This window comes from Streptomyces sp. NA04227, assembly GCF_013364195.1.
GTDB lineage: Bacteria > Actinomycetota > Actinomycetes > Streptomycetales > Streptomycetaceae > Streptomyces.
This window is the reverse complement of sequence record NZ_CP054918.1, coordinates 6,008,001-6,034,824: the sequence shown is the minus strand read 5'-3', so window position 1 is coordinate 6,034,824 and position 26,824 is coordinate 6,008,001. Positions and strand designations below refer to the sequence as shown.

At 71.4% G+C, this 26,824-nt stretch carries 14 protein-coding genes and 1 pseudogene; 9 read left to right on the top strand and 6 right to left on the bottom strand.

All coding sequences use genetic code 11. The features are described from left to right. Positions 1–103 precede the first annotated feature (103 nt). A complete protein-coding gene (locus HUT18_RS25725; RefSeq protein WP_176102915.1) occupies positions 104–1,075 on the top strand; it encodes a GlxA family transcriptional regulator in 972 nt (323 codons plus the stop codon). A gap of 372 nt (positions 1,076–1,447) precedes the next feature. Here HUT18_RS25725 and HUT18_RS25720 read toward each other — a convergent pair whose 3' ends face one another. Continuing rightward, positions 1,448–1,909, bottom strand: a complete 462-nt coding sequence (locus tag HUT18_RS25720; protein ID WP_176102914.1) for a VOC family protein — start codon at positions 1,907–1,909, stop codon at positions 1,448–1,450. 696 nt (positions 1,910–2,605) lie between these two features. Between HUT18_RS25720 and HUT18_RS25715 the strand changes: the two genes are divergently transcribed. After that, positions 2,606–4,648 carry a M4 family metallopeptidase gene (locus HUT18_RS25715; RefSeq protein ID WP_254878807.1) on the top strand — a complete coding sequence of 681 codons (2,043 nt, stop codon included), beginning with the start codon at positions 2,606–2,608 and terminating at the stop codon, positions 4,646–4,648. A 320-nt stretch (positions 4,649–4,968) separates the two neighbouring features. Continuing rightward, entirely contained in the window at positions 4,969–6,543 is a 1,575-nt protein-coding gene (locus HUT18_RS25710; RefSeq protein ID WP_176104804.1) for a M4 family metallopeptidase, read from the top strand. A gap of 174 nt (positions 6,544–6,717) precedes the next feature. Here HUT18_RS25710 and glgP read toward each other — a convergent pair whose 3' ends face one another. After that, positions 6,718–9,327: an alpha-glucan family phosphorylase gene (gene glgP, locus HUT18_RS25705; RefSeq protein WP_176102912.1), complete on the bottom strand. Its 2,610-nt coding sequence runs from the start codon at positions 9,325–9,327 to the stop codon at positions 6,718–6,720. Positions 9,328–9,982: 655 nt separating this feature from the next. On the opposite strand from glgP, the pseudogene HUT18_RS25700 reads away from it, so the two are divergent. The 4 genes and pseudogenes from HUT18_RS25700 to glgB all read left to right on the top strand — a co-directional run. Next, positions 9,983–11,944 (top strand): annotated as a pseudogene (locus tag HUT18_RS25700) (alpha-1,4-glucan--maltose-1-phosphate maltosyltransferase); the annotation flags it as partial. A 104-nt stretch (positions 11,945–12,048) separates the two neighbouring features. Then, positions 12,049–13,773 carry a maltose alpha-D-glucosyltransferase gene (treS, locus tag HUT18_RS25695; RefSeq protein ID WP_176102910.1) on the top strand — a complete coding sequence of 575 codons (1,725 nt, stop codon included), beginning with the start codon at positions 12,049–12,051 and terminating at the stop codon, positions 13,771–13,773. Positions 13,774–13,994: 221 nt separating this feature from the next. After that, the gene (locus HUT18_RS33965) at positions 13,995–15,500 is read left to right on the top strand and encodes a maltokinase (protein ID WP_254878806.1); all 1,506 of its coding nucleotides are present in this window, start codon (positions 13,995–13,997) and stop codon (positions 15,498–15,500) included. After that, entirely contained in the window at positions 15,497–18,082 is a 2,586-nt protein-coding gene (gene glgB, locus HUT18_RS25685) for a 1,4-alpha-glucan branching enzyme (RefSeq protein ID WP_254878805.1), read from the top strand. The genes HUT18_RS33965 and glgB overlap by 4 nt, the downstream gene beginning before the upstream one ends. 43 nt (positions 18,083–18,125) lie before the next feature. Here glgB and HUT18_RS25680 read toward each other — a convergent pair whose 3' ends face one another. The 4 genes from HUT18_RS25680 to HUT18_RS25665 all read right to left on the bottom strand — a co-directional run bounded on the left by HUT18_RS25680 (position 18,126) and on the right by HUT18_RS25665 (position 24,045). Beyond that, positions 18,126–20,414, bottom strand: coding sequence for a UvrD-helicase domain-containing protein (locus tag HUT18_RS25680; protein ID WP_176102909.1), 2,289 nt, complete (start codon positions 20,412–20,414; stop codon positions 18,126–18,128). Positions 20,415–20,633: 219 nt separating this feature from the next. After that, positions 20,634–21,419 carry a VOC family protein gene (locus HUT18_RS25675; protein WP_176102908.1) on the bottom strand — a complete coding sequence of 262 codons (786 nt, stop codon included), beginning with the start codon at positions 21,417–21,419 and terminating at the stop codon, positions 20,634–20,636. Between the two features lie 189 nt (positions 21,420–21,608). Next, positions 21,609–22,349, bottom strand: coding sequence for a hypothetical protein (locus HUT18_RS25670; RefSeq protein WP_176102907.1), 741 nt, complete (start codon positions 22,347–22,349; stop codon positions 21,609–21,611). Between the two features lie 271 nt (positions 22,350–22,620). Further along, the gene (locus HUT18_RS25665) at positions 22,621–24,045 is read right to left on the bottom strand and encodes a cation:dicarboxylase symporter family transporter (RefSeq protein WP_176102906.1); all 1,425 of its coding nucleotides are present in this window, start codon (positions 24,043–24,045) and stop codon (positions 22,621–22,623) included. Between the two features lie 283 nt (positions 24,046–24,328). On the opposite strand from HUT18_RS25665, the gene HUT18_RS25660 reads away from it, so the two are divergent. Further along, positions 24,329–25,981, top strand: coding sequence for a sensor histidine kinase (locus HUT18_RS25660; protein ID WP_176102905.1), 1,653 nt, complete (start codon positions 24,329–24,331; stop codon positions 25,979–25,981). Continuing rightward, positions 25,978–26,667 carry a response regulator gene (locus tag HUT18_RS25655; RefSeq protein ID WP_176102904.1) on the top strand — a complete coding sequence of 230 codons (690 nt, stop codon included), beginning with the start codon at positions 25,978–25,980 and terminating at the stop codon, positions 26,665–26,667. The genes HUT18_RS25660 and HUT18_RS25655 overlap by 4 nt, the downstream gene beginning before the upstream one ends. The last annotated feature ends 157 nt before the right edge of the window (positions 26,668–26,824 follow it).

Below are 26,824 nucleotides of genomic sequence, written 5' to 3'. Positions count from 1 at the left end.
TGCGCGATCCGGCCCGTTCCGGGCGATGGGCCGGATCGCCATGCTCAGGGGTAATCTCGCCACGGTCGTGAAGGCGACCGAGGTGCGGGAGGGGGAAACGGGCATGAGTGCGCTGCGCGTCGGAGTGCTCGCCTATCCGGGCTGTTTCGCGTCCGAAGTCTTCGGTGTACCCGACCTGTTGACGATGGCCACACACATCGCGGGGCCGGGCCACGCCGGGTACGAGGTGTCGGTCATCTCGCCGCGCCGTCGCGTCGTCGCCTCGGGGGGCACGGTGGTGCACGTCTCGGCGCTGCGCGAGGCGGACGTCCTCGTGGTGCCGGGGTTCGAGCTCACGCCGGACCTGGACCTGGACGCGCGGCTCGCGCCGCTCGCAGCCGAGACCGGGGCGATCCGCGCGCACGCCGCCGCGGGCCGTGCCGTCGTCTCGATCTGTGTCGGTGCGTTCCTGCTCGCCGAGGCGAGGCTGCTCGACGGGCGCCGCGCCACCACCGCATGGCTCTTCGCGGACGCGCTGGCCCGGCGCTGCCCGGACGCCGAGATCCGTCCGGAACACCTGGTCGTCACCGACCGGGGAGTGACCACGACGGCGGCGTTCAGCGCCATGTACGACTTCGCGCTGGAACTGATCCGCGAGCACAGCGGCGCGGAGGTGGCACGGACCACGGCGCGGGTGGCGCTCGTCGACGACGCGCGCGCGTCCCAGACCCCTTACGTGGACGCACGACTGCTGCCGCAGCCCGGGAACACGTTCTCCCGCAGGGTGATGCGCCGTCTCGACCAGAGCCTCGACGCCCGGTACGACCTCGCGGCACTGGCCGATTCCTGTCGGGTCAGCACGCGCACCCTGCTGAGGCGCTTCGCGGAAGAGACCGGCCAGAGCCCGCTCGCCTACCTCCAGTCGGCGCGCGTCCGCCGCGCCCGCCACCTTCTGGAGACCACGGATAGCACGGTCGCCGCGATCTCCGCCACGGTCGGCTACCGCGACCCCGGAACCTTCGCCGCACTCTTCGCCCGGCACACCGGACGACGCCCCGGGGACTACCGCGCGGCCTTCCGGCGCGGCTCCGCCTGAACACGGCGCACGCACCTCAGAGCGGCGGCCTGAACACAGCACGGGCCTCCCGCGGACCGGCGGTACGAGCCTGTGGCGCCCCTCCGAACGCCCCGCAGGTGATACCGGTTGGTGATAGCGCGCACCCACATCCCGGCCTCTCGGACATCGAGCGCCACTACGGCGAGCGGGGCCGCGGCGGGGCGATTCGCGTACGAGTCCGTGCCTCCACGTGCCCGACGGCAAACGGGTTGCACGTTGCATTCGCGCACGACCCGCGGCCTCTCGACACGGACCGGCCCTGAAAGCGTCGACCGAGGATCCCTACCCCGCCCGGCACCTCAGGACGACGGACCGACCATGAACCCACCAGATCCACACACGCCGGGCACCTCAACCCCCTTGCGCAGTCCCGGCGTTCGCTCCCTCGCCGACCGCGGCACCTTCGGCTCCGCCCGCCCCCTCTGCACCGCCCACCCCCTCGCGCACCAGGCAGAACGGATGCCCGGCCGGGTCCGCGTACACGGCCCACCCACGCTCCTCCTCGTCCGCGCTGAGCAGGCGGGCACCGAGGGCCAGGACCCGCCGGCCCGCCGCGGCCGGGTCCGGTACGCCGAAGTCGAGATGGAACTGCTGGGGTCGCGCCGGGTCGGGCCAGGAGGGCGGGCGGTGGTCGGGCACCCGCTGGAAGGCGAGCACCGGCCCGGAGGGCGGATGCACCGTGGACCAGTCCGCGTCCAGGGACCAGCGACGGTCGGGCCGGTCGACCTCGCCGCCGAGCAACTCCCCGTAGAAACGGGCGAGCAGGGCCGGGTCGGGGCAGTCGAGCACCACACACTGAAGTTGCACGTTCATGGCGCGGATCCTAGGCCGCGGCGCCGACACGGCCGGAGAACGACGGCGGCCACAGGAGCGACCTCACCGCCCGAGCATCGCCACCCACCGCCCGACCGCTTCCACCCGCGCCGCACCCAGACCCCACCCCGGAGCAATGCTTGCAATTGCACTGAGCGGCACAACCGGAATGTGCCATTCCGAGCACGCCACCGCCACACCTCCCACACCCCGCACACCCACTCCCGGCATGCCGCACCGGCGAAAAATTTCGCGCGCGATGGCTGAAAACATTCGTAGCAATCGAACCGCCCGACGCGCGCACCCCAGTGGATCAACGACGACATCGGACACCCCGGCAGCAACAAAAACCCAGCACCACAAGGGAGTTAACGGCCCACACCACGCCTCACCGGACTCAGCCGCCCCACCCGTCGTCCGCTTTCCGAACGCGACCCTCCGGGCAACGAACTCATTCCGGCCAACCTCTTGACGGGCTCCTGACAGGACCGGCCGCGTCCTGTCACTCTTCCCTCGACCGCCGCACAGTCGTCCGGGCATTCACCATCCGGTCACCTGACGGTCCCACTTGTGTGCTTCCCGCACGGGCCTCAAGTGGTGCTTGTTCTGCGTCAGTTCCACCGAAGTTCATACCCGGGCGGCAACCCAACCTCCGGGCTCTCCCGGTCGCCGATCGCGGCCACGCAGAAGGAGTCGGTGTTGAAAAACACTCCCCACAGACGCACCTCCCACACTCAGCGCAAGGCAGCCGCCGGAGCCCTCGTCGCCGTGGCGGCGCTGCTCTCCGTAGCGGTGCAGTCGGGCGCGGCCACCGCCGAGGACGCGTCCTCGGCCAAGTCGGCCACCGCCGGGGCGGACAAGGGCTCGCTCGCCGCGAACCTGTCCCCCGCCCAGCGGGCCGAGCTGATCCGCGAGGCCTCCGCGCACACCGGCGACGCCGCCAAGCGGCTCGGCCTCGGCGCGAAGGAGAAGCTGGTCGTCCGTGACGTGGTCAAGGACCGCGACGGCACGCTTCACACGCGCTACGAGCGCACCTACGCCGGCATGCCGGTGCTCGGCGGCGACATGGTCGTCGAGACCGCGAAGTCGGGCGCCACCGAGGGCGTGACGCGTGCCTCCAAGTCGCAGCTCAAGGGCATCGCGACCGAGGCGAAGGTCGCCCCGGCGACCGCCGAGAAGCAGGCCCTGAGCCTCGCCAAGGAAGAGGGCTCGAAGAAGGCCGACGCCAAGCGCGAGCCGCGCAAGGTCGTGTGGATGGCCCAGGGCAAGCCGACCCTGGCCTACGAGACCGTCGTCGGCGGCCTCCAGCACGACGGCACCCCCAACGAGCTGCACGTCGTGACCGACGCCGCCACCGGCAAGAAGCTCTACGAGTGGCAGGCCATCGAGACCGGCACCGGCAACACCCAGTACAGCGGCCAGGTGACGGTCGGCTCGACGCAGTCGGGCTCCTCGTACAACCTGACCGACGGCGCCCGCGGCGGCCACAAGACGTACAACCTCAACCGCGGCACCTCCGGCACCGGCACGCTGTTCTCCGGTTCGGACGACGTCTGGGGCAACGGCTCGCCGAGCAACCTGGAGACCGCGGGCGCGGACGCCGCCTACGGCGCCCAGCTCACCTGGGACTACTACAAGAACGTGCACGGCCGCAGCGGCATCCGCGGTGACGGTGTCGGCGCGTACACGCGTGTGCACTACGGCAACAACTACGTCAACGCCTTCTGGTCGGACAGCTGCTTCTGCATGACCTACGGCGACGGTGAGGGCAACGCCAAGCCGCTCACCTCGATCGACGTGGCCGCCCACGAGATGACGCACGGCGTCACCTCCAACACCGCGGGCCTGGTCTACAGCGGCGAGTCCGGCGGCCTCAACGAGGCCACCTCGGACATCTTCGCGGCCGCGGTGGAGTTCAACGCGAACAACCCGCAGGACGTCGGCGACTACCTGGTCGGCGAGAAGATCGACATCCGCGGCAACGGCACCCCGCTGCGGTACATGGACAAGCCGAGCAGGGACGGCTCGTCCAAGGACTCGTGGTACTCGGGCATCGGCAACGTCGACGTCCACTACTCCTCGGGCCCGGCGAACCACTGGTTCTACCTGCTCTCCGAGGGCAGCGGCCAGAAGGTCGTCAACGGTGTCAGCTACGACTCCCCGACCGCCGACGGCCTTCCGGTCACCGGCATCGGCCGGGAGAAGGCCGCGCTGATCTGGTACAAGGCGCTCACCACGAAGTTCACCTCCACCACCAACTACGCGGGCGCCCGTACCGGCACCCTCGCGGTGGCCGGTGAGCTGTACGGCACCACGAGCACCGAGTACAAGGCCGTTCAGGACGCCTGGGCGGGCGTGGCGGTCGGCAGCCGTGGGGGCACGCCGGGCGGCAAGACCTTCGAGAACACCAACCCGGTGTCCATCCCGGACAACGGTGCGGCCGTGACCTCCTCGGTCAGCGTCACCGGCATCACCGGCAAGGCGCCCACCAACCTCCAGGTCGGCGTGGACATCTCGCACACCTGGCGCGGTGACCTGGTCGTCGACCTGGTGGCGCCGGACGGCACCGCCTACCGCCTGAAGAACTCCAGCGGCAACGACTCGGCGGACAACGTGCAGGAGACCTACACGGTCAACGCCTCCACCGAGGACGCCAACGGCACCTGGAAGCTCAAGGTCCAGGACGTCGCCGCGCAGGACACGGGTCGGATCAACAGCTTCAAGGTGACCTTCCCGTAAGCGAGTTGAGGTAGTCCGACCCCGTGGCCGAAAGGTGTACGGGTCGGGATGAACTCAGGGCGCCGCTCCGGTCGTTGACCGGGGCGGCGCCCCTTTTTTCCGTTTGCGCACGCTTTCCGTTCGATTACCGGGCGTACGCCGCTACGCAACGGACAAGTTCTGGTCAAGAGTTGAGCCGATGAGTGACATGTCCGCATCGCATCTGGCACTGTCTCCTCGCAAGAAACACCCGCACCGCACCTTTCGGGCAGCCCCACGCTGTCCGAACCCCCACGAAGGAGCATTGCGTGACCCCCCACAACACCCACCGCAAGGGCTACATCGCCAACCACAAGCGTTCCGCGATCGCCATCGGCACGGCGCTCGCCGCCGGTTCGGCCCTGCTCGCCACCAGCCTCGCGGGCGGCGCCTCGGCCTCCCCGGCCCCGGCTCAGGACAAGGCCACCTCGGCGTACCCGATCGCGCTGGCGCAGTCGGCCCGTACCGCGATGATCAAGTCGGCGCAGGAGTCCAGCGCGGCCACCGCGCAGGAGCTGAACCTGGGTTCGCAGGAGAAGCTTCTCGTCAAGGACGTCATCAAGGACGCCGACGGCACCGTCCACACCCGCTACGAGCGCACCTTCGCCGGCATGCCGGTCCTCGGCGGCGACCTGGTCGTGCACAAGGCCAAGTCGGGCAAGACCAAGAGCGTGACCAAGGCGACCGAGAAGCGGATCGCCGTCTCCAGCAAGGCGCTGTCGGCCGCCAAGGCTCCCAAGGACGCCCGCAAGGTCGTCTGGGCCGCCTCCGGCACCCCGAAGCTCGCCTTCGAGAAGATCACCGAGGGCACCGCGAAGGACGGCACGCCGACCCGCGTGCACGTCATCACCGACGCCGCCTCCGGCAAGAAGCTGTTCTCGTGGAACGACATCCACACCGGCACCGGTGAGGGCCAGTACTCCGGCAGCGTCGAGGTCGGCTCCAAGAAGGGCGACAACGGCTTCGTCCTGACCGACGACAGCCGCGGCGGCCACTCCACCTTCACCCTGGAGAACCAGGAGGGCGGCGAAGGCAAGCTCGCCTCCGACGACGACGACAAGTGGGGCAACGGCGCCGCCGACGACCCGAACACCGCCGCCGTCGACGCCGCGTTCGGCGCCCAGCTGACCTGGGACTACTACAAGACCGTCCACGGCCGCGAGGGCATCAAGGGCGACGGCAAGGGTGCGACCACCCGCGTCCACTACGGCGACAACTACGTCAACGCCTTCTGGGACGACAGCTGCTTCTGCATGACCTACGGCGACGGTGAGGGCAACAAGAAGCCGCTCACCTCGATCGACGTGGCCGCCCACGAGATGACGCACGGTGTCACCTCGGCCACCGCCAACCTGGAGTACAGCGGTGAGTCCGGCGGCCTGAACGAGGCCACGTCCGACATCTTCGCGGCTGCCGTCGAGTTCGGCGCCAAGAACGAGAAGGACAAGGGCGACTACATGGTCGGCGAGATGATCGACATCAACGGTGACGGCACGCCGCTCCGTTACATGGACGAGCCCAGCAAGGACGGCAAGTCCCTGGACTACTGGACCGCCGAGGCGGGCAACGAGGACGTGCACCACTCCTCGGGTATCGCCAACCACTTCTTCTACCTGCTGTCCGAGGGCAGCGGTGAGAAGGAGATCGACGGTGTGAAGTACAACTCGCCCACCAAGAACGGCGAGAAGGTCGAGGGCATCGGCCGCGACAAGGCCGAGAAGATCTGGTTCAAGGCCCTCACCGAGTACATGACCTCCACCACCGACTACAAGGGCGCCCGCGAGGCCACGGTCAAGGCCGCCACCGACCTCTACGGTGCCGACGGCGCCGAGGTCAAGGGCGTCGAGGCCGCCTGGACCGGTGTGGACGTGAAGTGAGGTAACACCCTCTGGGTGCAGGCCGGTTGGGGCCGCACCCTCGTATGACCGGGCGACGCCCGGGGACGAAACAGGTCCCCGGGCGTCGCCCGCACCATTTTCCGGCCAGGTGCGTCGCGCGGCTCGCAACTCGGCACCACAGCACACGTGTTGGCGGCTCCCGCCGCGCCCCGCTCAGCGCATCAGCACCCCTGACGACTCCCCCGCACCCTCCAACGGCCAGGCCACCAGCCCCATTTCGGCAGGTGAGCCGAGCAGCCGGTGCGCGGGCAGGACGCGGACCGTGTAGCCGAACGGCCCGGTGCGGTCCAGGGTGAGCGGGCCCTCGTACACCCAACGCCCGTCCAGGTCGGGGCCCTTGGCCGGTTTGAGTGCGGTGGTGGCGGCCCCGGAGATGCGGTCGGCGGAGTCCACACGGCCGGTGACCGCCTGTACCTCCACGTCGTCGGGGGTGAGTTCACCGAGACGTACGCCCACCCGCAGGCTCACCTCGGTGCCCAGTTCGGCGGTGGCCGCACCGGTGGAGGCCTCCACGTGCTCGACCGCCACCTGCGGCCAGGCCGCCCGCAACCGGCCCTTGTACCAGGCGAGTTCGCGGGCGGCGGGCTCGTCCATCAGGCGCTGGGCGCGGGCCGCGGGCGCGTAGAGCAGCTCCACGTACTCGCGCACCATGCGTCCGGCGAGCAGCTTGGGACCGAGGCGGGTGAGCGTACGGCGGACCATCTCGATCCAGCGGGTGGGCAGTTGGTCCTCGCCGCGCTCGTAGAAGCGGGGGGCGACGCGCTGTTCCAGGAGCTCGTACAGCGCCTGCGCCTCCAGGTCGTCGCGGCGCTCCTCGTCGGTGGTGGCGCCGTCGGCGGTGGGAATGGCCCAGCCGAAGTCCGGCTCGTACCACTCGTCCCACCAGCCGTCCAGGACCGAGAGGTTGAGGCAGCCGTTGAGCGCCGCCTTCATCCCGGAGGTGCCGCAGGCCTCCAGCGGGCGCAGCGGGTTGTTCAGCCAGACGTCGCAGCCGGGGTAGAGCTTCTCGGCCAGGCCCATCCCGTAGTCGGGCAGGAAGACGATGTGTTCGCGTACCCGAGGTTCGTCGGTGAAGCGGACGAGTTCCTGGACCAGGCGCTTGCCGCCGTCGTCGGCCGGGTGCGCCTTGCCCGCGACCACGATCTGCACCGGGCGTTCGGGGTGCAGCAGCAGCTCCCGCAGCCGGTCGCGGTCGCGCAGCATGAGGGTGAGCCGCTTGTACGAGGGGACCCGTCGGGCGAAGCCGATGGTGAGGACGTCGGGGTCGAGTGCCCTGTCGATCCAGCCGAGTTCGGCCGCTCCGGCACCGCGCTGGCGCCAGGAGTCGTACAGCCGCCGCCGTACCTCGCCGACGAGCTGGCCGCGCAGGACCCGGCGCAGCTCGAAGATGTCCCGGTCGGCGACCGTGTCCCAGGGTGCGGTGCCGCCGACGGTCAGTGCCTCCTCGGCGCGTTCCTCGCCGATCTGCCGGGCGCCGAGGGCGCGGACCTCGGGGGCGACCCAGGTCGGTGCGTGGACGCCGTTGGTGAGGGAGGTGATCGGCACCTCGCCCACGTCGAAGCCGGGCCACAGCCCCGCGAACATCTCCCGGCTGACGCCGCCGTGCAGCAGCGAGACACCGTTGGCGCGGCGGGCGAGCCGCAGTCCCATCACGGCCATGTTGAAGACCTGCGGGTCGCCGCCCTGCCCGCGCTCGGAGCCGAGGTCGAGGATCCGGTCCACGTCCAGGCCCGGTACCTCGCCGTCCGCCCCGAAGTGACGGGCGACCAGGTGCCGGTCGAAGCGGTCGATCCCGGCCGGGACCGGGGTGTGGGTGGTGAACACCGTCCCGGCGGCGACGCGTTCGAGGGCGGCGCCGAAGTCCATGTCCCGGGCGACGAGTTCGTGGATGCGCTCGACGCCGAGGAAGCCCGCGTGGCCCTCGTTGGTGTGGAAGACCTCGGGCTCCGGGTGGCCGGTGAGGCGGCAGTAGCGGCGCACGGCGCGCACCCCGCCGATGCCGAGCAGCATCTCCTGGAGCAGCCGGTGCTCGCTGCCGCCGCCGTAGAGCCGGTCGGTGACATCGCGTCCGGCGCGGTCGTTGTCCTCGACCGAGGAGTCGAGCAGCAGCAGTGGCACCCTGCCCACCTGGGCCTGCCAGACCCGGGCCCGCAGCACCCGCCCGCCGGGCAGGGCGAGCCCGATCAGTGACGGGCCGCCGTCGTGCTCGCGCAGCAGGGTCAGCGGGAGTTCGTGCGGGTCGAGTACCGGATAGTGCTCCTGCTGCCAGCCCTCGCGGGAGAGCGACTGGCGGAAGTAGCCGTGCCGGTAGAGCAGCCCGACGCCGATCAGCGGGACACCGAGGTCGCTGGCGGCCTTGAGGTGGTCGCCCGCGAGGATGCCGAGCCCGCCCGAGTACTGCGGCAGGGCCGCGGTGATGCCGAACTCGGGCGAGAAGTACGCGACGGCGACGGGCAGTTCGCCGCTCTGGCCCTGGTACCAGCGCGGGCCCTCGACGTAGTCCCGCAGCCCGTCGTGCTCGGTGCGCAGGGCGCTGAGGAATCCGGGGTCGGCGGCGAGTTCGGCGAGCCGCGCGGGCGGGACCCCGCCGAGCAGGCGCACCGGGTCGCCCGCGACGGCCTCCCAGGTCTCCGGGTCGACGGAGCGGAACAGGGCGCGTGTTCCCGGGTGCCAGGACCAGCGCAGGTTGCGGGCGAGTTCGCTGAGCGGGGCCAGCGGCTCGGGCAGGACGGGACGGACGGTGAACCTACGGATTGCCTTCACGAGCCCACCTTCGCGCCCGAAGCGGACGGCGCCGGGGAACCCGTGGCCGGTGCGTCGCGGGGCGGAAGCGGGACGGACGCCGGACCGAGGCGGGACGGACGCCCGGACCGACGCGGGACGGACGCCCGGACCGACGCGGGACGGACGCCGGGCGGAAGCGTCACGCGTGCCCGGCGGACCGGTCCACGCGCACGGCGCGGACGCACAGGGCGCGGACAGGGCGCGCGGAAGATCCTCCAGTCAGGCACCAGCGGCCGGCGGGCGGGGCGTGCGCCCGGTACGCGCGAGTAGCGGGCGGGGCGGCGGATTGCCGCGAGAAAAGCGGGGGGAAGGCTCCTGCGGTACGGGCCGAGGGCCGGGCCGGGGACGACACCCCGGGTCGCGCACGAGGTCCGTACCCGCGACGCCAGGAACACCCCCGAGCACCTCACGACCCCGGTCAACGAGCACCCGTCGAGCACCCCCGACAGCACCAACGGGCGTCAACGCCCGCGCCGGTCCGTCACCCGTCCGGGCGTGACGCGGGCGGCTCCGTAGGAGTGAACGCGCACTGGAGTGGTGAGGGCCGCAACTCGTGAGAGCTCCCTGTCAGGGCTACAAAGGGCGCAAGCCCTCCCCCGTCAACCGCCCGCCCCGCACAACCTCAGGTGATCACATGATCGGCCGCATCCCCGTCCTCGACGTCCGCCCTCTGGTCGCCTGCGGCACCAGTCCGGCCAAGTGCGTCGCCGGCGAGGTCTTCGAGATCAGCGCGACCGTCTTCCGGGAGGGTCACGACGCGGTCGCCGCCAACGTGGTCCTGCGCGACCCGGACGGCCGCGGCGGACCGTGGACCCCCCTGCGCGAACTCGCGCCCGGCACCGACCGGTGGGGCGCCCTGGTCGCCCCGGCCGAGGAGGGCCGCTGGACGTACGAGATCGAGGCGTGGAGCGATCCGGTGACCACCTGGCGCGCTCACGCGCAGGTCAAGATCCCGGCGGGGACGGACACCGAGCTGGTCCTGGAGGAGGGCGCCCTGCTGCACGAACGCGCCGCCGAGGGCGTGCCGAAGACGGACGGTCAGCGCGATGCGGTACTCGGCGCGGCCGACGCCCTGCGCGACCGCGGCCGCCCGGCCTCCGCCCGGCTGGCCGCGGCCCTGACCCCCGAGGTGGACCGGGTGCTGGCCCGGTATCCGCTGCGCGAGCTGGTCACCTCCTCGGGCGAACATCCGCTGCTCGTCGAGCGCAGGCGGGCGCTGTTCGGTTCCTGGTACGAGTTCTTCCCGCGCTCGGAGGGGGCCGTTCTCGAGCCGGGCAGGCCCCCGGTGAGCGGCACCTTCCGCACCGCCGCCGAGCGGCTCCCGGCGATCGCGGCGATGGGCTTCGACGTGGTGTACCTGCCGCCGGTGCACCCGATCGGCACCACCTTCCGCAAGGGCCCGGGCAACTCCCTGTCGGCGGGCCCCGAGGACGTCGGGGTGCCCTGGGCGATCGGCTCGGCCGACGGCGGCCACGACGCGGTGCACCCGGACCTCGGCACCCTGGCGGACTTCGACGACTTCGTGCGGCGGGCCACCGATCTGCGTCTGGAGGTGGCCCTGGACTTCGCGCTCCAGTGCTCGCCGGACCACCCCTGGGTCACCGAGCACCCTCAGTGGTTCCACCACCGGCCGGACGGAACGATCGCGTACGCCGAGAACCCGCCGAAGAAGTACCAGGACATCTACCCGATCGCCTTCGACAAGGACATGGCGGGCCTGGTCCGCGAGACGGTGCGGGTGCTGCGCTTCTGGATGGACCACGGGGTGCGCGTCTTCAGGGTCGACAATCCGCACACCAAGCCGGTGGTGTTCTGGGAGCGGGTGATCGCGGAGGTCAACGGCCGCGACCCGGACGTGATCTTCCTGGCCGAGGCCTTCACCCGGCCCGCGATGATGCGCACCCTCGCCGCGGTCGGCTTCCAGCAGTCGTACACGTACTTCACCTGGCGCAACTCCAAGCGGGAGCTGACCGATTACCTCACCGAGCTGTCCGGTGAGACCGCCTCGTACATGCGGCCCAACTTCTTCGTGAACACCCCCGACATCCTGCCCGCGTACCTGCAAAACGGCGGCCGTTCCGCCTTCGAGACGCGCGCCGTGCTCGCCGCGACGCTCTCCCCGAGCTGGGGTGTGTACAGCGGCTACGAGCTGTGCGAGGCGACGCCGGCCGGGCCGGGCAGCGAGGAGTACCTGGACTCGGAGAAGTACCAACTCCGGCCGCGCGACTGGGAGTCGGCCGAACGCGAGGGCCGCAGCATCGCCCCGCTGATCACCGCCCTGAACCGGATCCGGCGACTGAACCCGGCCCTTCAGCAGCTGCGCGACCTGCACTTCCACGAGACGGACAAGGAGGCCGTGCTCGCGTACTCCAAGCGGAGCGGCACCAACACCGTGCTCGTGGTGGTCAACCTCGATCCCCACCACGTCCAGGAGGCCACCGTCGACCTGGACCTGCCGCGGCTCGGCCTCGACTGGCACGAACCGCTGCTCGTGCGCGACGAACTCACCGGTGAGACCTACCGGTGGGGGCGGTCCAACTACGTACGGCTCGATCCCGGTACGCGGCCCGCGCACGTTCTCGTCCGCCGCACCGCGGACCGCCAGCCCGCCCACGCCGACGCGCCGCCCGCCGGGCACGCGGAGCGGGGCGAGGGCTGCCGACGGTCCGCACCGACCAGGTCAGGAGGATCAGCCGCATCATGATCGTCAACGAGCCCGTACCGGACAAGTTCGAGGACACCCCGGACCGGGACCGGGACCCGGACTGGTTCAAACGCGCCGTCTTCTACGAGGTCCTGGTCCGTTCCTTCCAGGACAGCAACGGTGACGGCATCGGCGACCTCAAGGGCATCACCTCCAAACTGGACTACCTCCAGTGGCTCGGCGTCGACTGCCTGTGGCTGCCGCCGTTCTTCAAGTCGCCGCTGCGCGACGGGGGTTACGACGTCGCCGACTACACTTCGGTACTGCCCGAGTTCGGCGACCTCGCCGACTTCGTGGAGTTCGTCGACGGTGCCCACCAGCGGGGCATGCGCGTGATCATCGACTTCGTCATGAACCACACCAGCGACCAGCACCACTGGTTCCAGGAGTCCCGCAAGGATCCGGACGGGCCTTACGGCGACTACTACGTCTGGGCCGACGACGACAAGCAGTACGCGGACGCGCGGATCATCTTCGTCGACACCGAGGCCTCCAACTGGACCTTCGACCCGGTCCGCAAGCAGTACTACTGGCACCGCTTCTTCTCGCACCAGCCCGACCTCAACTACGAGAACCCGGCCGTGCAGGAGGAGATCCTGGCCGCCCTGAAGTTCTGGCTCGACCTCGGCATCGACGGCTTCCGCCTGGACGCGGTGCCCTACCTGTACGCCGAGGAGGGCACCAACTGCGAGAACCTGCCCGCCACCCACGAGATGCTGCGCCGGGTACGCGCCGAAATCGACCAGCACTACCCGGACACGGTGCTGCTCGCCGAGGCCAACCAGTGGCCCGAGGACGTCGTCGACTACTTCGGCGACTACGCCAAGGGCGGCGACGAGTGCCACATGGCGTTCCACTTCCCGGTGATGCCGCGGATCTTCATGGCCGTACGGCGCGAGTCGCGCTACCCGGTCTCGGAGATCCTGGCCAAGACCCCGGCGATCCCGTCCGGCTGCCAGTGGGGCATCTTCCTGCGCAACCACGACGAGCTGACCCTGGAGATGGTCACCGACGAGGAGCGCGACTACATGTACGCGGAGTACGCCAAGGACCCGCGGATGCGCGCCAACATCGGCATCCGCAGGCGGCTCGCCCCGCTGCTCGACAACGACCGCAACCAGATCGAACTGTTCACCGCGCTGCTGCTCTCGCTGCCCGGCTCGCCGATCCTCTACTACGGCGACGAGATCGGGATGGGCGACAACATCTGGCTCGGCGACCGGGACGCGGTGCGCACCCCGATGCAGTGGACGCCGGACCGCAACGCGGGCTTCTCCTCCAGCGATCCCGGGCGGCTCTTCCTGCCGACGATCATGGACCCGGTCTACGGCTACCAGGTCACCAATGTCGAGGCCTCGATGTCCTCGCCGTCCTCGCTGCTGCACTGGACGCGCCGGATGATCGAGATCCGCAAGCAGAACCCGGCCTTCGGCCTCGGCACGTACACCGAACTGCCCTCCTCCAACCCGGCAGTTCTGGCCTTTCTGCGCGAGGCGCCTTCGGCCGCGGACGACGACGACCTGGTGCTGTGCGTGAACAACTTCTCGCGCTTCCCGCAGCCCACCGAGCTGGACCTGCGCGAGTTCAACGGGCGGCACCCGGTCGAACTGATCGGCGGGGTGCGCTTCCCCGCCATCGGTGAACTGCCGTATCTGCTGACGCTGGCGGGCCACGGCTTCTACTGGTTCCGGCTGCGGCGCGAGCCGGTGACGACGGCGTAGCGAGTCGGGCGGAGCGGCCCGCGCGGGGAGGTGAGCCCGCGCGGGCCGGCGTCCGGCGCGGGCGGCGCGGCGCGGGCCGGTGTGACCCCGGACTCCGTCCGGGGGTACTCCCACCGCGTCGACATGTGCTCATCACACTCTTTCGAGAGACTGATGAGGATTTCATCGGATCGGGCCGCATTCGTTCCTCGCCCATGCGCGCCCCGGAAAGGACGCGAGCCATGCCGGAAGCCGTTGCCCGTACGGGAACCGCCCCCCTCCGGCACCCGGGCCGCGACCACAGCGACACCCAGGGCAACGGCCATGGCCACGGCCTCATCGAATCGCTCGCCCCGCTGCTGCACGAGTGGCTGCCCCGCCAGCGATGGTTCGCCGGAAAGGGCCGCCCCCTCACCGGCTTCGCCCTGGTCACGGCCACCGACCTGCTGCCGCCCTCGGCCGCGCAGCGCCTGATCCATCTCCTGGTCCGCGTCGAACAGCCCCCGGGCTCCACCGAACCGGCCGCCCCGCCCACGGCGGACTGCTACCAACTCCTGCTCGGTACGCACCGGGTGCTCCCCCGCCACCTCGCCCCCGCCCTCATCGGCCGCGCCACCCGGGGTCCGCTGCGCGGCCAGAGCGTGTACGAGGCGCTGCACGATCCGCGGCTCGCGCGGGTGCTCCTGGAGGCGCTGCGCACCCGGGCCCGGATCGGCCACCTGCGCTTCGAGCACGATCGGGACGTGACGATCCCGGCCGGTCTGCCCTCGCGCGTACTCGGCGCCGAGCAGTCCAACTCCTCGCTGGTCTATGGAGATACGTTCATCCTCAAGCTGCTGCGCAGAGTGGTCCCGGGCGTCAACCCGGACCTGGAACTGCCGCTGGTGCTCGCCCGGGACGGCTGCCGCCAGGTCCCCGCCCCGGCCGCCTGGTTCCTCGCCGACGCGACGGCGGGCCACGGCCACGGCCGCGCCGCCGACACCTCGGTCCTCGGGGTGCTCACCCCGTACCTCAGCGGCGCCGAGGACGGCTGGCGGCTGGCACTCGACTCGCTCGCCGCGCGGCGCCCGTTCACCGAGGAGGCGTACGCGCTCGGCCGGGCCACCGCCGCGGTGCACGCCTCGCTCGGCCGGTCCCTGCCGACCGTCGCCCTCGGCCGCCCGCAGCTCGCGGTACTGGCCCGCGCCATGACCGACCGCCTGGAAGCCTCGGCCCAAGTGGTCCCCGAACTACGGGAGTTCGCACCCCGGCTGCGCCGCGCGTTCACCTCCCTGACCGCACTCGATCCGCACCGGGTGCACGGAACGGTGCAGCGGGTGCACGGCGATCTGCACCTCGGGCAGTGTCTGCGCCTGCCCTCCGGCGAGTGGGCGGTGATCGACTTCGAGGGCGAACCCGCCCGCCCGCTGGCCGAACGCCGCCTGCCCCAGCCCCCGTTGCGCGACGTCGCCGGGATACTCCGGTCCTTCGACTACGCGGCCCGCACCAACCGGCCCTGGTCCCCCGACTGGGCGACCGACTGCCGGGCCGCGTACTGCGCCGGGTACGCCGAGGTCTGTGGCCGCGATCCGCGTGCCGACGCCGTACTGCTGCGCGCCTACGAGACCGACAAGGCGGTCTACGAGGTCGTCTACGAATCCCGCAACAGGCCCGACTGGGTCTCCGTACCCCTGGCCGCCGTCCGCCGCCTCGCAGCCGCAGGCGAGCAAGCCGCCGACCTGCCCGCCCCCGAGGAGGCAACCCCGTGACCCCCAGCCCGTTCCCCGACCGCTCCGCCGACCACCGCCCCCTGCCGCAGGACACACCCTCGCCACTACCGGCCACTCCCCCGCCGGTCCGCAGACTCGGCACACTCGACTTCGCCGACCTGGGCCCCGGCACCGCTGCGGTCACGCGTACGGACACCGACCGCGCGGCACCGGCCCCGGCACCGACGCGCGCCGCGCCACCGGAACTCCGGGGCACCCGACAGGAGTTGGGCACCGCACGACCAGTCGCCGGTACGCGCCGCGCCAGCGCCCGCACCTCGGGATCGGCCCCCGGCACCGACGCGATCACCGCCACCGCCCCGGCCATCGGCACCGACAGGTCCGGCACCGCGGCCGCCACCACCCCCGATCTCCCGCCCGCCCCCGAGCCCGGCCCGGCTGCCCTCTCCGGCGAGGACCGGCGGCGGCTGCTCGACGGCACCCACCACGACCCGCACGCGGTGCTCGGCGCGCACCCCGTCGCCGACGGCGTGGTCTTCCGCGCGCTGCGGCCGTACGCCACCTCCGTCACGGTGCTCGTCGAGGGCATGCGGGGCGAACTCCACCACGACGGCGAGGGGTTTTTTTCCGGGGTGCTGCCGCTGCGTTCGGTGCCCGAGTACCGGCTGCTCGTCGACTACGACGGCACCGGGCACGAGATCCAGGACCCGTACGGATTCCTGCCCGCCCTGGGCGAGTTCGACCTGCATCTGATCGGCGAGGGCCGCCACGAGGAACTGTGGAAGGCGCTCGGTGCCGAGCCGATGGTGCACGAGCGGGTGACCGGGACCCGGTTCACCGTGTGGGCGCCGAACGCACGCGGGGTACGGGTCTGCGGCTCCTTCAACTACTGGGACGGCACGGCCGCGCCGATGCGTTCGCTCGGCTCCAGCGGGGTGTGGGAGCTGTTCCTGCCCGCCGTCGGCGAGGGCGAGCTGTACAAGTTCGAGATCACCCGGCCCGACGGTTCCAAGACCCTGCGCGCCGACCCGATGGCCCGCCGCGCCGAGGTCCCGCCCGCCACCGCCTCGGTCGTGCACAGCTCGCACCACGAGTGGCACGACGAGGACTGGCTCGGTCGACGCGGCAAACTCCCCGTGCACGAGGCGCCGTTCTCCGTGTACGAGGTCCATCTCGCCTCCTGGCGGCCAGGTCTGACGTACCGTCAGCTCGCCGCGCAACTGCCCAAGTACGTACGCGAACTGGGCTTCACGCACGTCGAGTTCATGCCGGTGGCCGAGCATCCCTTCGGCGGCTCCTGGGGCTACCAGGTGACCGGGTTCTACGCGCCGACCTCACGCATGGGCACGCCCGACGACTTCAAGTACCTGATCGACGCCCTGCACCGGGCGGGCATCGGGGTCCTCATGGACTGGGTGCCCGCGCACTTCCCGCGCGACGACTGGGCGCTGGCCGAGTTCGACGGCCGCCCGCTGTACGAGCACGCGGACCCGCGCCGGGCCGCGCACCCCGACTGGGGCACCCTGGAGTTCGACTACGGCCGCAAGGAGGTGCGCAACTTCCTTGTGGCCAACGCCGTTTACTGGTGCCAGGAGTTCCACATCGACGGGCTGCGGGTGGACGCGGTCGCCTCGATGCTCTACCTCGACTACTCGCGCGAGCCCGGCGAGTGGGCGCCCAACGAGCACGGCGGCCGGGAGAACCTGGACGCGGTCGCCTTCCTCCAGGAGATGAACGCCACCGTGTACCGCAGGGTGCCCGGGGTGATCACCATCGCCGAGGAGTCCACCGCCTGGGACGGCGTCACCCGGGCCACCCACCACACCGGCCCGGGCGGCTTCGGCGGGCTCGGCTTCGGACTGAAGTGGAACATGGGCTGGATGCACGACTCGCTCGGCTATGTCGCGCACGAGCCGGTGCACCGCAGGTTCCACCACAACGAGATGACCTTCTCGATGGTGTACGCGTACAGCGAGAACTACGTCCTGCCGATCTCGCACGACGAAGTGGTGCACGGCAAGGGCGCCCTGGTCTCAAAGATGCCCGGCGACTGGTGGCAGCAGCGCGCGAACGCCCGCGCCTATCTGGGCTTCATGTGGTCCCACCCGGGCAAGCAACTCCTGTTCATGGGGCAGGAGTTCGGACAGGGCGCGGAGTGGTCCGAGGGGCACGGCCCGGACTGGTGGCTGCTCGACCCGGCCTACGGCGCCGAGCCCGACCACCGCGGCATGCGCGACCTGGTGCGCGAGCTCAACTCCCTTTACCGGCGCGAGCCTTCGCTGTGGCAGCGCGACACCGAACCGTCCGGCTTCTCCTGGGTGACCGGCGACGCGGCCGAGGACAACGTCTTCGCCCACTTCCGCTACGACGCCGCCGGGTCGCCCCTGCTCTCGGTCTCCAACTTCTCACCGGTGGTGCGGCACGCGTACCCGCTCGGCGTCCCCGAGGAGGTCGGGGCCTGGCGCGAGATCCTCAACACCGACGAGGAACGCTTCGGCGGCAGCGGCGTCGCCACCGGCACCGGCCCGCTGCGGCCCGAACCGCTGGGCGCGCACGGCCGTCCGGCGAGCATCCGGCTCACCCTGCCGCCGCTCGCGACGGTCTGGCTGCGCCCCGCCTGAACACCAAAACCGGTGGGCCCGCTCCCGGCGGGCCCACCGTCCCTCACACCGGTACCTCGGCCAGCGCGGCGCGCAGCGGCTCGGGCAACTCCCCGCTGTGGACCAGACCGAGCGACTGGGTGGCCCGGGTCAGCGCCACGTACAGATCGCTGGTCGGCAGGGTCCCCGGCTCGACCACGATCACCCGGTCGAATTCGAGGCCCTTGGCCTGGCGCGGGTCGAGCAGCACCAGATGCCGGGTGAGGTCGGGCTCCTCGCCCGCGCGTACGTCCGGCAGCCGGGCGGCGATCTCCTCGTGCAGGGCGCGCGGGGCGATCACCGCGAGGCGGCCCTCCTCGGGAATCTCCCCGGCCGCCGCCTCGGCCACGGTGGCCGCGAGGTCCGAACTCGCCTTCGCCCAGGGCCGGGTGCCGGTCGCGCGGACCGAGACCGGCGGTTCGAAGGCGGGGTGCTCGGCCCGCAGTACGGCGGCCGCGAGTGCCATGATCTCGGCGGGCGTGCGGTAGTTGACGCCGAGCCGGGTGTGCTCCCAGCGGTCGCCCACGTACGGCTCCAGGATCTCCTGCCAGGTACGTGCCCCCTCGGCGGCCGCGCCCCGCGGGGGCGCCGCACCCGCCCCGGTCGTCTCGGCGGTCTGTGCCGGATCGCCGACCAGGGTCATGGACCGGGTCGGGCAGCGCCGCATGAGCAACCTCCACGCCATCGGCGACAGGTCCTGCGCCTCGTCGACGATGATGTGCCCGAAGGCCCAGGTCCGGTCGGCGGCGGCGCGTTCGGCCGCGCTGCGGTGGTCGTCCTCCTCGTGGCGCTCGGCCATCCGCTCGGCGTCGATGATGTCGTGCGCGGACAGCAGCTCGGACTCCTCGTCCTCGAACTCGTAGCTCTCCGAGCCGCGCGAGAGTTCGAGGACGCCCTGCGCGTAGGCGATCCGTTCCTGGCGCTCCGCCTCGGCGGCAGCGAGGGCGGCGCTGTCGTCGTGCCCGAGCAGTTCCGCGGCCTCGTCGAGCAGCGGTACGTCGGCCGGTGTCCAGGGCGAGCCGGGTGCGCGGCGCAGCGCCTCGGTGTCCTGCTCGGGGAGGTACACGGGGTCGGCGAGGAAGTCGGACACGAACTGCCGCGGGGACAGCTCGGGCCACAACTCGTCGATGGCGGCGTGGACTTCGGCGCTGGCCGCGATGCCCTTGCCGAGCTGGGCGCGGTCGTCCAGGCCGAGGAAGTTCGGGCCGCCGTAGGGGTCGGCGCCGATGCGTTCGACGAGTTGGTCGGTCAGTGAGTCGATGATCCGGAAGGCGAAGTGCGGGCGGGCGAGGTTGTGCGGGAGCAGGGTGTCGCGGGCCGCCTGCCGTGCCTCGTAGGCGGTCTCCCAGTCCAGGATCAGGTCGCCGTCCTCATGGGCGATCACCAGCGGCTGCCCCGGCTCGGGGATGTGCTGCCGGTCGCGCACCGCGAGGGCCAGGGCCTCGGCCATCTCGGTGCGGCCCTTCACGGCGGCGGTGTACGGGCTCTCGGTGCCCCGCGCGCGCAGCCCCGGGAACAGTTCGCCGAGGCTGGCGAGCAGCACTCCCGTCTCACCGAGCGAGGGCAGCACCTCGCCGATGTAGCCGAGGAAGGCGGGGTTGGGTCCGACGATCAGCACGGCACGGCGGGCCAGCAACTCCCGGTGCTCGTACAGGAGATACGCGGCCCGGTGCAGCGCGACCGCCGTCTTGCCGGTACCGGGGCCGCCCTCCACCACCAGCACACCGCGGTGCGGGGCGCGGATGATGCGGTCCTGGTCGGCCTGGATGGTGCGCACGATGTCGCCCATCCGTCCGGTGCGCGCCGAGTCGAGGGCGGCGAGCAGGACCGCGTCGCCGGTGGGGTCCTCGTGGCCGGTGCGGGTGTGGTCCCCGAGGTCGAGGATCTCGTCGTGCAGGGCGGTGACGGTACGGCCCTCGGTGGTCAGATGACGCCTGCGGCGCAGCCCCATCGGGGTGTGCCCGGTGGCCAGGTAGAAGGGGCGGGCGACCGGGGCGCGCCAGTCGATGAGGATCGGGGTGTGCTCCTCGTCGTCCTCCCGGATTCCGATCCGGCCGATGTGGTGGCTCGGCCCCGGGGTGCTGCCGTCCTCCCCCGCGGCCAGGTCGACCCGGCCGAAGCACAGGGAACCGTCCACCGCGTTCAGCGCCGCGAGCAGCCCGGAGCGCTCGGCCACCAGAACGTCGCGTTCCAGCCGGGCCTGAAGCCCCTTGCCGACATCGGTCAGAGCACCGTCCACGGACCGCTCCGCCTCGCCGCGCAGGGCGTCCACCCGCGCATAGAGCCGGTCGACGAATTGCTGTTCCTGCCGCAATTCGACATCCGGACATTCTCTGTTTGACACATTCACTCCCGCCCACATATACTGACCGCAGTCAACTTCCCGAATATGCCGCCCAGATGAGAGCCGCACGTTCGCGAAAGACTCAATGTACGCAGAGAAATCCCCCGGCTGTCAATTCGCCGGGGGATTTCTTTTTGTGCGCGCGGTCCGGCCGCGGTCCCCGGTCCGATGGCGCCGGCGCGTGAGCGCTCAGCCCTCCGCGACCTGCATGACGCCGAACATGCCGCCCCAGGGATCGTGCAGCCCCGCCGCCCGGCCGTAGGGCGTGTCCTCGGGCGGGCCGAGGACCTCGCCGCCCCGCCGGCTCGCGGCCGTGACCAGGGCTTCGACATCGTCACAGGCGAAGGTGGTCATCCAGAACGGCGGCACATGCGGAGCGTGCTCGCCCAGGTCGTCGATACTGCCGACGGGCCGGTCGGTGCCGCTCGGCACCAGGGCGAGGGCGCCCTCGGAGCCCGGAATCCTCCGGCTCTCCAGGCCGAAGACCTGCTCGTAGAATTCCCCGGCGGTCTTCGGATCGCGGGTCTCGCAGCTGTTCCACAGCAATGATCCCGGTTCGTTCACCAGTGCCGCTCCCGCGAATTCACCGGCCTGCCAGAGGCCGAAAATCGCGCCGACCGAATCGGCCAGAACGGCCATCCTGCCGCGATTTCCGACATCCATGCTCTCGACCAATACCGTGCCCCCGGCACTACGGGCACGACGCAGCGACTCGTCCGAGTCCTCGGTGGCCAGATAGGTCGTCCAGACGTGCGGCGGTTCGGGCGCGCCCTCGGGGCTCATCTTCGGCCCGATCCCGCAGACCGCTCGGCCGTCCTTCTCCATCACGGCGTAGCCCTTGAACTCCTCGGGGCCCAACTCGCCGCTCCAGCCGAACAGTTCGCCGTAGAAGTCGATCGCGGCGCGCTGGTCGTCGGCCATCAGATCGACCCAGCAGGGGGTACCGGGGAGGTAGGGCTCTGTGATCTCGGGCATGTGCCACCTCCGGGCATGCGTTCCTCGCCCCCACTTGCCACTGTGGCACGGACCGCCTCGCGCCGCCGTTCCGAGGAGCACCGACCCGACCACGACGAAACGGCGGTGGGCCGGACGGAAGAGGTTCCGTCCGGCCCACCGCGCTGCCCGAGGGCGTCAGCCGACCCCGGCGGGTCGGCTCACCAGGGCCTACTTCTCGGTGATGTCCGAGATGGCGTGGCCGTCGCCCTTCTCCCAGTACGAGATCTCGTAGACCACGACGGTCTTCTGCTTGCCGTCGTTGCCGTACTTGAAGGTGGCCTGCACCTGGCCCTTCTTGCCGCCGCTGTCCGGGAGTTCCTCCAGGACCTCGGTGTCCCAGCAGTTCGGGACGTTCTGCGCGCGGAAGACGCCGTCCGCGTGGTTGCTCTTCTCCCAGTCCTCGAGCTTCTTCAGGTAGTCGGGCATGATGTGGTCCTCGCGGACCTGGTCCGCGCTGCGGCCGGCACCGCTGCTGCCGTCGAGCTTCGCGTCCTTGTAGTTCTGCAGGAAGCCGAGGACCGCCCGCTCCATCGTCGGGATCTTGCTCTCGTGCGGCAGCTTCTCGCAGGTGTACCCGGCCTGGTCCGGGCTCTCGCCGTCCTCGGTCTTGCTCGGCTCGGGGGCCGGGCTCGGCTTGTCCTTGTCGGTGCCCTTGTCGCCGTCGTCCGAACCGCTGTCGCCGCCCGCGGGCTCCGAGGCGTCGGGGCTCGGCTTGCCGTCCCCCTTGTCGCCGTCGGACGCGGCCGAGGACTGGGCGGGGGTGGGCTTCTTCCCGGAGTCGGCGTCGTCGCCGTCGCAGGCGGTGGCGCCGAGCGCGATCGCGGACACGGCGAGCAGCCCCGCGGCGGCCCGGGTGGTGCGGCGGACCGCGCGCGTACGGCGGGATCGCTTGTCGTGCAGCGTGCTCATGGTGACTCTCTCTTCCCCCATGCCCGTGGGCGGGCGTGACCAGGAACCGGCTTGGTTCGGCTGGTGAGATGCCGGTGCCCGCCGGACGGTTGAGCTCCGTGCGGAGCTGTTACGGCTGTTGCGGAACGCGGACATTGGCGCTCCCGCCCCAGGTCAGAGCACCGAACTCGATGGCCCGCGCACGCACTCGGGGCGGGCCGGGGAGCACTTGCAACTCCCCTGGCCCGCCCCGGTGTTGGCAGCGCGGTCGCCGCCGCCGACCGCATGGCCGCTACAGGACCTTCCCGGCCGGCTCCTGCTCCCCGCCACGAGCGCCCGGCAGCGGGGCGTCCTCGGGCTCACCGCCGGACGGGCCGCCCGCGTGCGACCCGTCCTCGGCCCGGTCGAGCCTGGCGTAGTCGAAGGGCGCGTGGCCCGCGAGCACGTACCTCACGCGCTCCTTGTCGACCTCGCCGGTCCAGGTGCCGACGAGCAGCGTGGCGACCGCGTTGCCCGCGAAGTTGGTGAGGGCGCGGGCCTCGCTCATGAAGCGGTCGATGCCGACGATCAGGCCGACGCCGTCGAGGAGTTCGGGCCGGTGCGACTGGAGGCCGCCCGCGAGCGTGGCCAGACCGGCGCCGGTGACGCCCGCCGCACCCTTGGAGGCGATGATCATGAACAGGAGCAGGGAGATCTGCTCGCCCGCGGTCAGCGGGTCGTCCATGGCGTTGGCGACGAACAGCGAGGCCATCGTGAGGTAGATCGCCGTGCCGTCGAGGTTGAACGAGTAGCCCGTCGGCACCGTGATGCCCACCACCGGCTTGCTGACGCCGAGGTGTTCCATCTTCGCGATGAGCTGCGGCAGCGCGGACTCCGAGGAGGAGGTCGACAGGATCAGCAGGAACTCGCGGCCGAGGTAGCCGAGCAGCCGGAAGATGTTGACGCCGGTGAACAGCTTGAGGAGCGTGCCGAGGATCACCACCACGAACAGGACGCAGGTGATGTAGAAGCCGACCATGATCACCGCGAGCGACTTGAGGGCGTCGATGCCGGTCTCGCCGACGACGGCCGCGATCGCGCCGAAGGCACCGATCGGCGCCGCCCACATGACCATCGACAGGACCCGGAAGACGAGCCGCTGGATGTGCTCGATGCCGGTGAGGACCGGCCGTCCCGCGTCGCCGAGCGCCTGGAGTCCGAAGCCGACGAGCAGGGCCACGAGCAGGGTCTGGAGCACCTCGCCCTCGGTGAGCGCCGAGACCAGCGTGGTCGGGATGATGCCGAGCAGGAACTCGGTGGTCGACTCGCTGGCGCCCTCGGCCTGGGCCTCGCCCGCGCCGCGTACCGCCTCGGTGACGTGCAGGCCGCTGCCGGGCTCCAGGATGTTGCCGACGATCAGGCCGATGGCCAGGGCGACCGTCGACATCGCCATGAAGTAGAGCAGGGCCAGTCCGCCGACGGCGCCGACCTTGGCGGCCTTCCGTACGGAGCCCACACCGAGCACGATCGTGCAGAAGATGATCGGGGAGATCATCATCTTGATCAGGTTCACGAAGCCGGTGCCGATGGGCTTCAGCTCGACCGCGGTGTCCGGCGCGAGGAAGCCGACCGCGATGCCCGCCACCACGGCGACGATCACGGCCAGGTACAGGTAGTGGGTACGGGCGCGCTTGGCGCCGGGTGCGACCTTCGTCGGGGCCGTGTGCGGCTCGGCCATGAGGTGCCTCCTTGATCGGCGTGGGTCGGCTTCGGGGCGGGGTCGCGCGAGCGGTGCGGGCGGTGCGTTGTCCGTCCGAGGTACCGGACATCTCCGTACGAGCGGTGTACGGGCCGCGTGTACCCCGTCACGAGTGCGGTACGCGGGGTGACGCCCCGGCAGGGGCGGTACGGAACGCGGCTCGGTCCGGTCACGCCCGGCGACTGCGGTGACTATGCCTGGCCCCCGTGAGCTGGGTCACCCTTGTGTTCATTACGTTCACGCAGGCACCCGGCGCACACTGATGCGCATGGCTGATTTCTCGCCGTCCTCGCCGTTCCGCCTCCTGCGCTCGCGTTCCCTGGCGGGCCAGCTCTTCGCGATGCAGGTCGTGCTCGTGGCCCTGGTGGTCGCGGGCTGCGCGCTGTTCGCGTACCTCAGCGACAGCAGGCAGGCGGAGCAGGCGGCCCGCCGCCAGGCCACGGCCGCGGCCCGCGCGGTGGCCGACTCGCCGTCGGTGCGCGAGGCGGCCCGTACGGAGAACCCCTCGGCGGCGCTCCAGCCGTACGCGGAGCAGGTGCGCAGGCACACCGCGGTCGACTTCGTGACGATCATGGACACCCGCGGGATCCGCTGGACGCACCCCGACGAGCGGCGCATAGGCGAGCGTTTCCTCGGTCACATCGGCCCGGCGCTGAAGGGCGAGACGTTCCCCGAGACGTACACCGGCACCCTGGGGCCCTCGGTGCGGGTGGTCACCCCGATCCGGGACGGCGAGGAGATCGTGGGCCTGGTCAGCGCGGGCATCACGGTCGAGTCGATCAGCGCCCAGGTGCGCGGGCAGGTCGCGCTGGTGCTGCTCGTCGCGGCGGGCGCGCTGGTGATCGGCGGCCTCGGCACGTACTGGATCAACGCCCGGCTGCGCCGCCATACGCACGGCATGAACGCGGCCGAGCTGAGCCGGATGCACGACTACCATCAGGCGACCCTGCACGCGGTACGGGAAGGCCTGCTGATGCTGGACGGACGGCGCAGGATCGCCCTGATCAACGACGGCGCGCGGGAGCTGCTCGGCCTGGAGGCGACCGCCGTGGGCACCCCGGTGGCCGAACTGGGGCTGCCGACCCGGCTCACCGGGGCGCTGCTCGCCTCCGAGCCGCGCGTCGACGAGCTGCATCTGACCGAGGACCGGGTACTGGTCGTGAACACCTCGCCGGTACTCGGCGGGGAGCAGCGCGGCACCGTGGTGACCCTGCGCGACCACACCGAACTCCAGTCGCTGATGGGCGAGTTGGACTCCGAGCGCGGCTTCACCCAGGCGCTGCGCTCACAGGCGCACGAGGCCGCGAACCGGCTGCACACGGTGGTCTCCCTGATCGAACTGGGCCGCGCCCAGGACGCCGTGGACTTCGCCACCGCCGAACTCGAACTCGCCCAGGCGCTGACCGACCAGGTGGTGGCGGCGGTCGCCGAGCCGGTGCTCGCCGCGCTGCTTCTCGGCAAGGCAGCGCAGGCCAACGAGCGCGGCGTCGAGCTGCGCATCTCCCCCGACAGCCGTCTCGACGACGGGCTGCTCCCGGCCGCGCTGCCCGCCCGCGACCTGGTCACCGTCCTCGGCAACTTGCTCGACAACGCCCTGGACGCGGCGCAGGGCTCCCCGCTCGGCCGGGTCACGGTCACCGCCCGTACCGACGAGGGGGCACTGCTGCTGCGGGTCGCGGACAGCGGCCCCGGGGTGGAACCCGCGCACCGCAGCGCGCTGTTCCGGCGCGGCTGGTCGACCAAACCCGCCGGGCCCGGTGGCCGGGGGCTCGGTCTCGCCCTGGTCCAGCAGGCCCTGCACCGCAACAACGGCACCCTGGAGCTGGCCGAATCGGCCGACGGCGGCGCCGAGTTCACCGTACGGCTGCCGCTGTCCCCGGCGGGCGCGGCGGACGCCGGGGCGGTGCGCCGATGAGCGCGGCCCGTTCGCCGGTACGGGTCCTGGTCGTCGAGGACGACCCGGTCGCGGCCGACGCGCACGTCCTGTACACCCAGCGGGTGCCCGGGTTCACCGTGGTGGGCACGGCGTACACGGCGGCCGAGGCGCGGCGCGCCCTGGAGCGGACCGGGGCCGATCTGGTCCTGCTCGATCTGCATCTGCCCGACGGGCACGGGCTCCAGCTGCTGCGCGCGCTACGGGCGGCCGGGCACCGGGCGGATGTGATCGCGGTGACCTCGGCGCGCGATCTGACGGTGGTGCGGGAGGGCGTCTCGCTGGGCGTGGTGCAGTACGTGCTCAAGCCGTTCACCTTCGCCACACTGCGCGAACGCCTGGAGCGCTACGCCCAGTTCCGCACCGCGGCGGGCGAGGCGAGCGGCCAGGACGAGGTCGACCGTACCCTCGCCGCGCTGCGCGCCCCCGGCCCGGCCCAGCTGCCGAAGGGCCTGAGCGCGCCGACCCTGGAGCGGGTCACCCGGATCCTGCGCGAGTCCGGCGAAGGGGTGACGGCCACCGAGACGGCCGCCGCGGCCGGGATCTCGCGGATCACCGCGCGCCGGTATCTGGAACACCTGGTGACCGCGGGCCGCGCCGAACGCTGCCCGCAGTACGGCCAGGTGGGCCGCCCCGAGCTGAAGTACCAGTGGACCAAGGGGTCGTGACGGGGCGTTACATCGCATCCGGGACGGCAACAACGTTGTCGGGCGCCCCCCGCACACCTCTGCACGACCATTGACCCCGTACGACGTGGCCCTTAGGTTCACCGGTCAGAGCGCGCCACCTCACGTGGCGCACCGCACCGGCCACTGTCGGTCACTT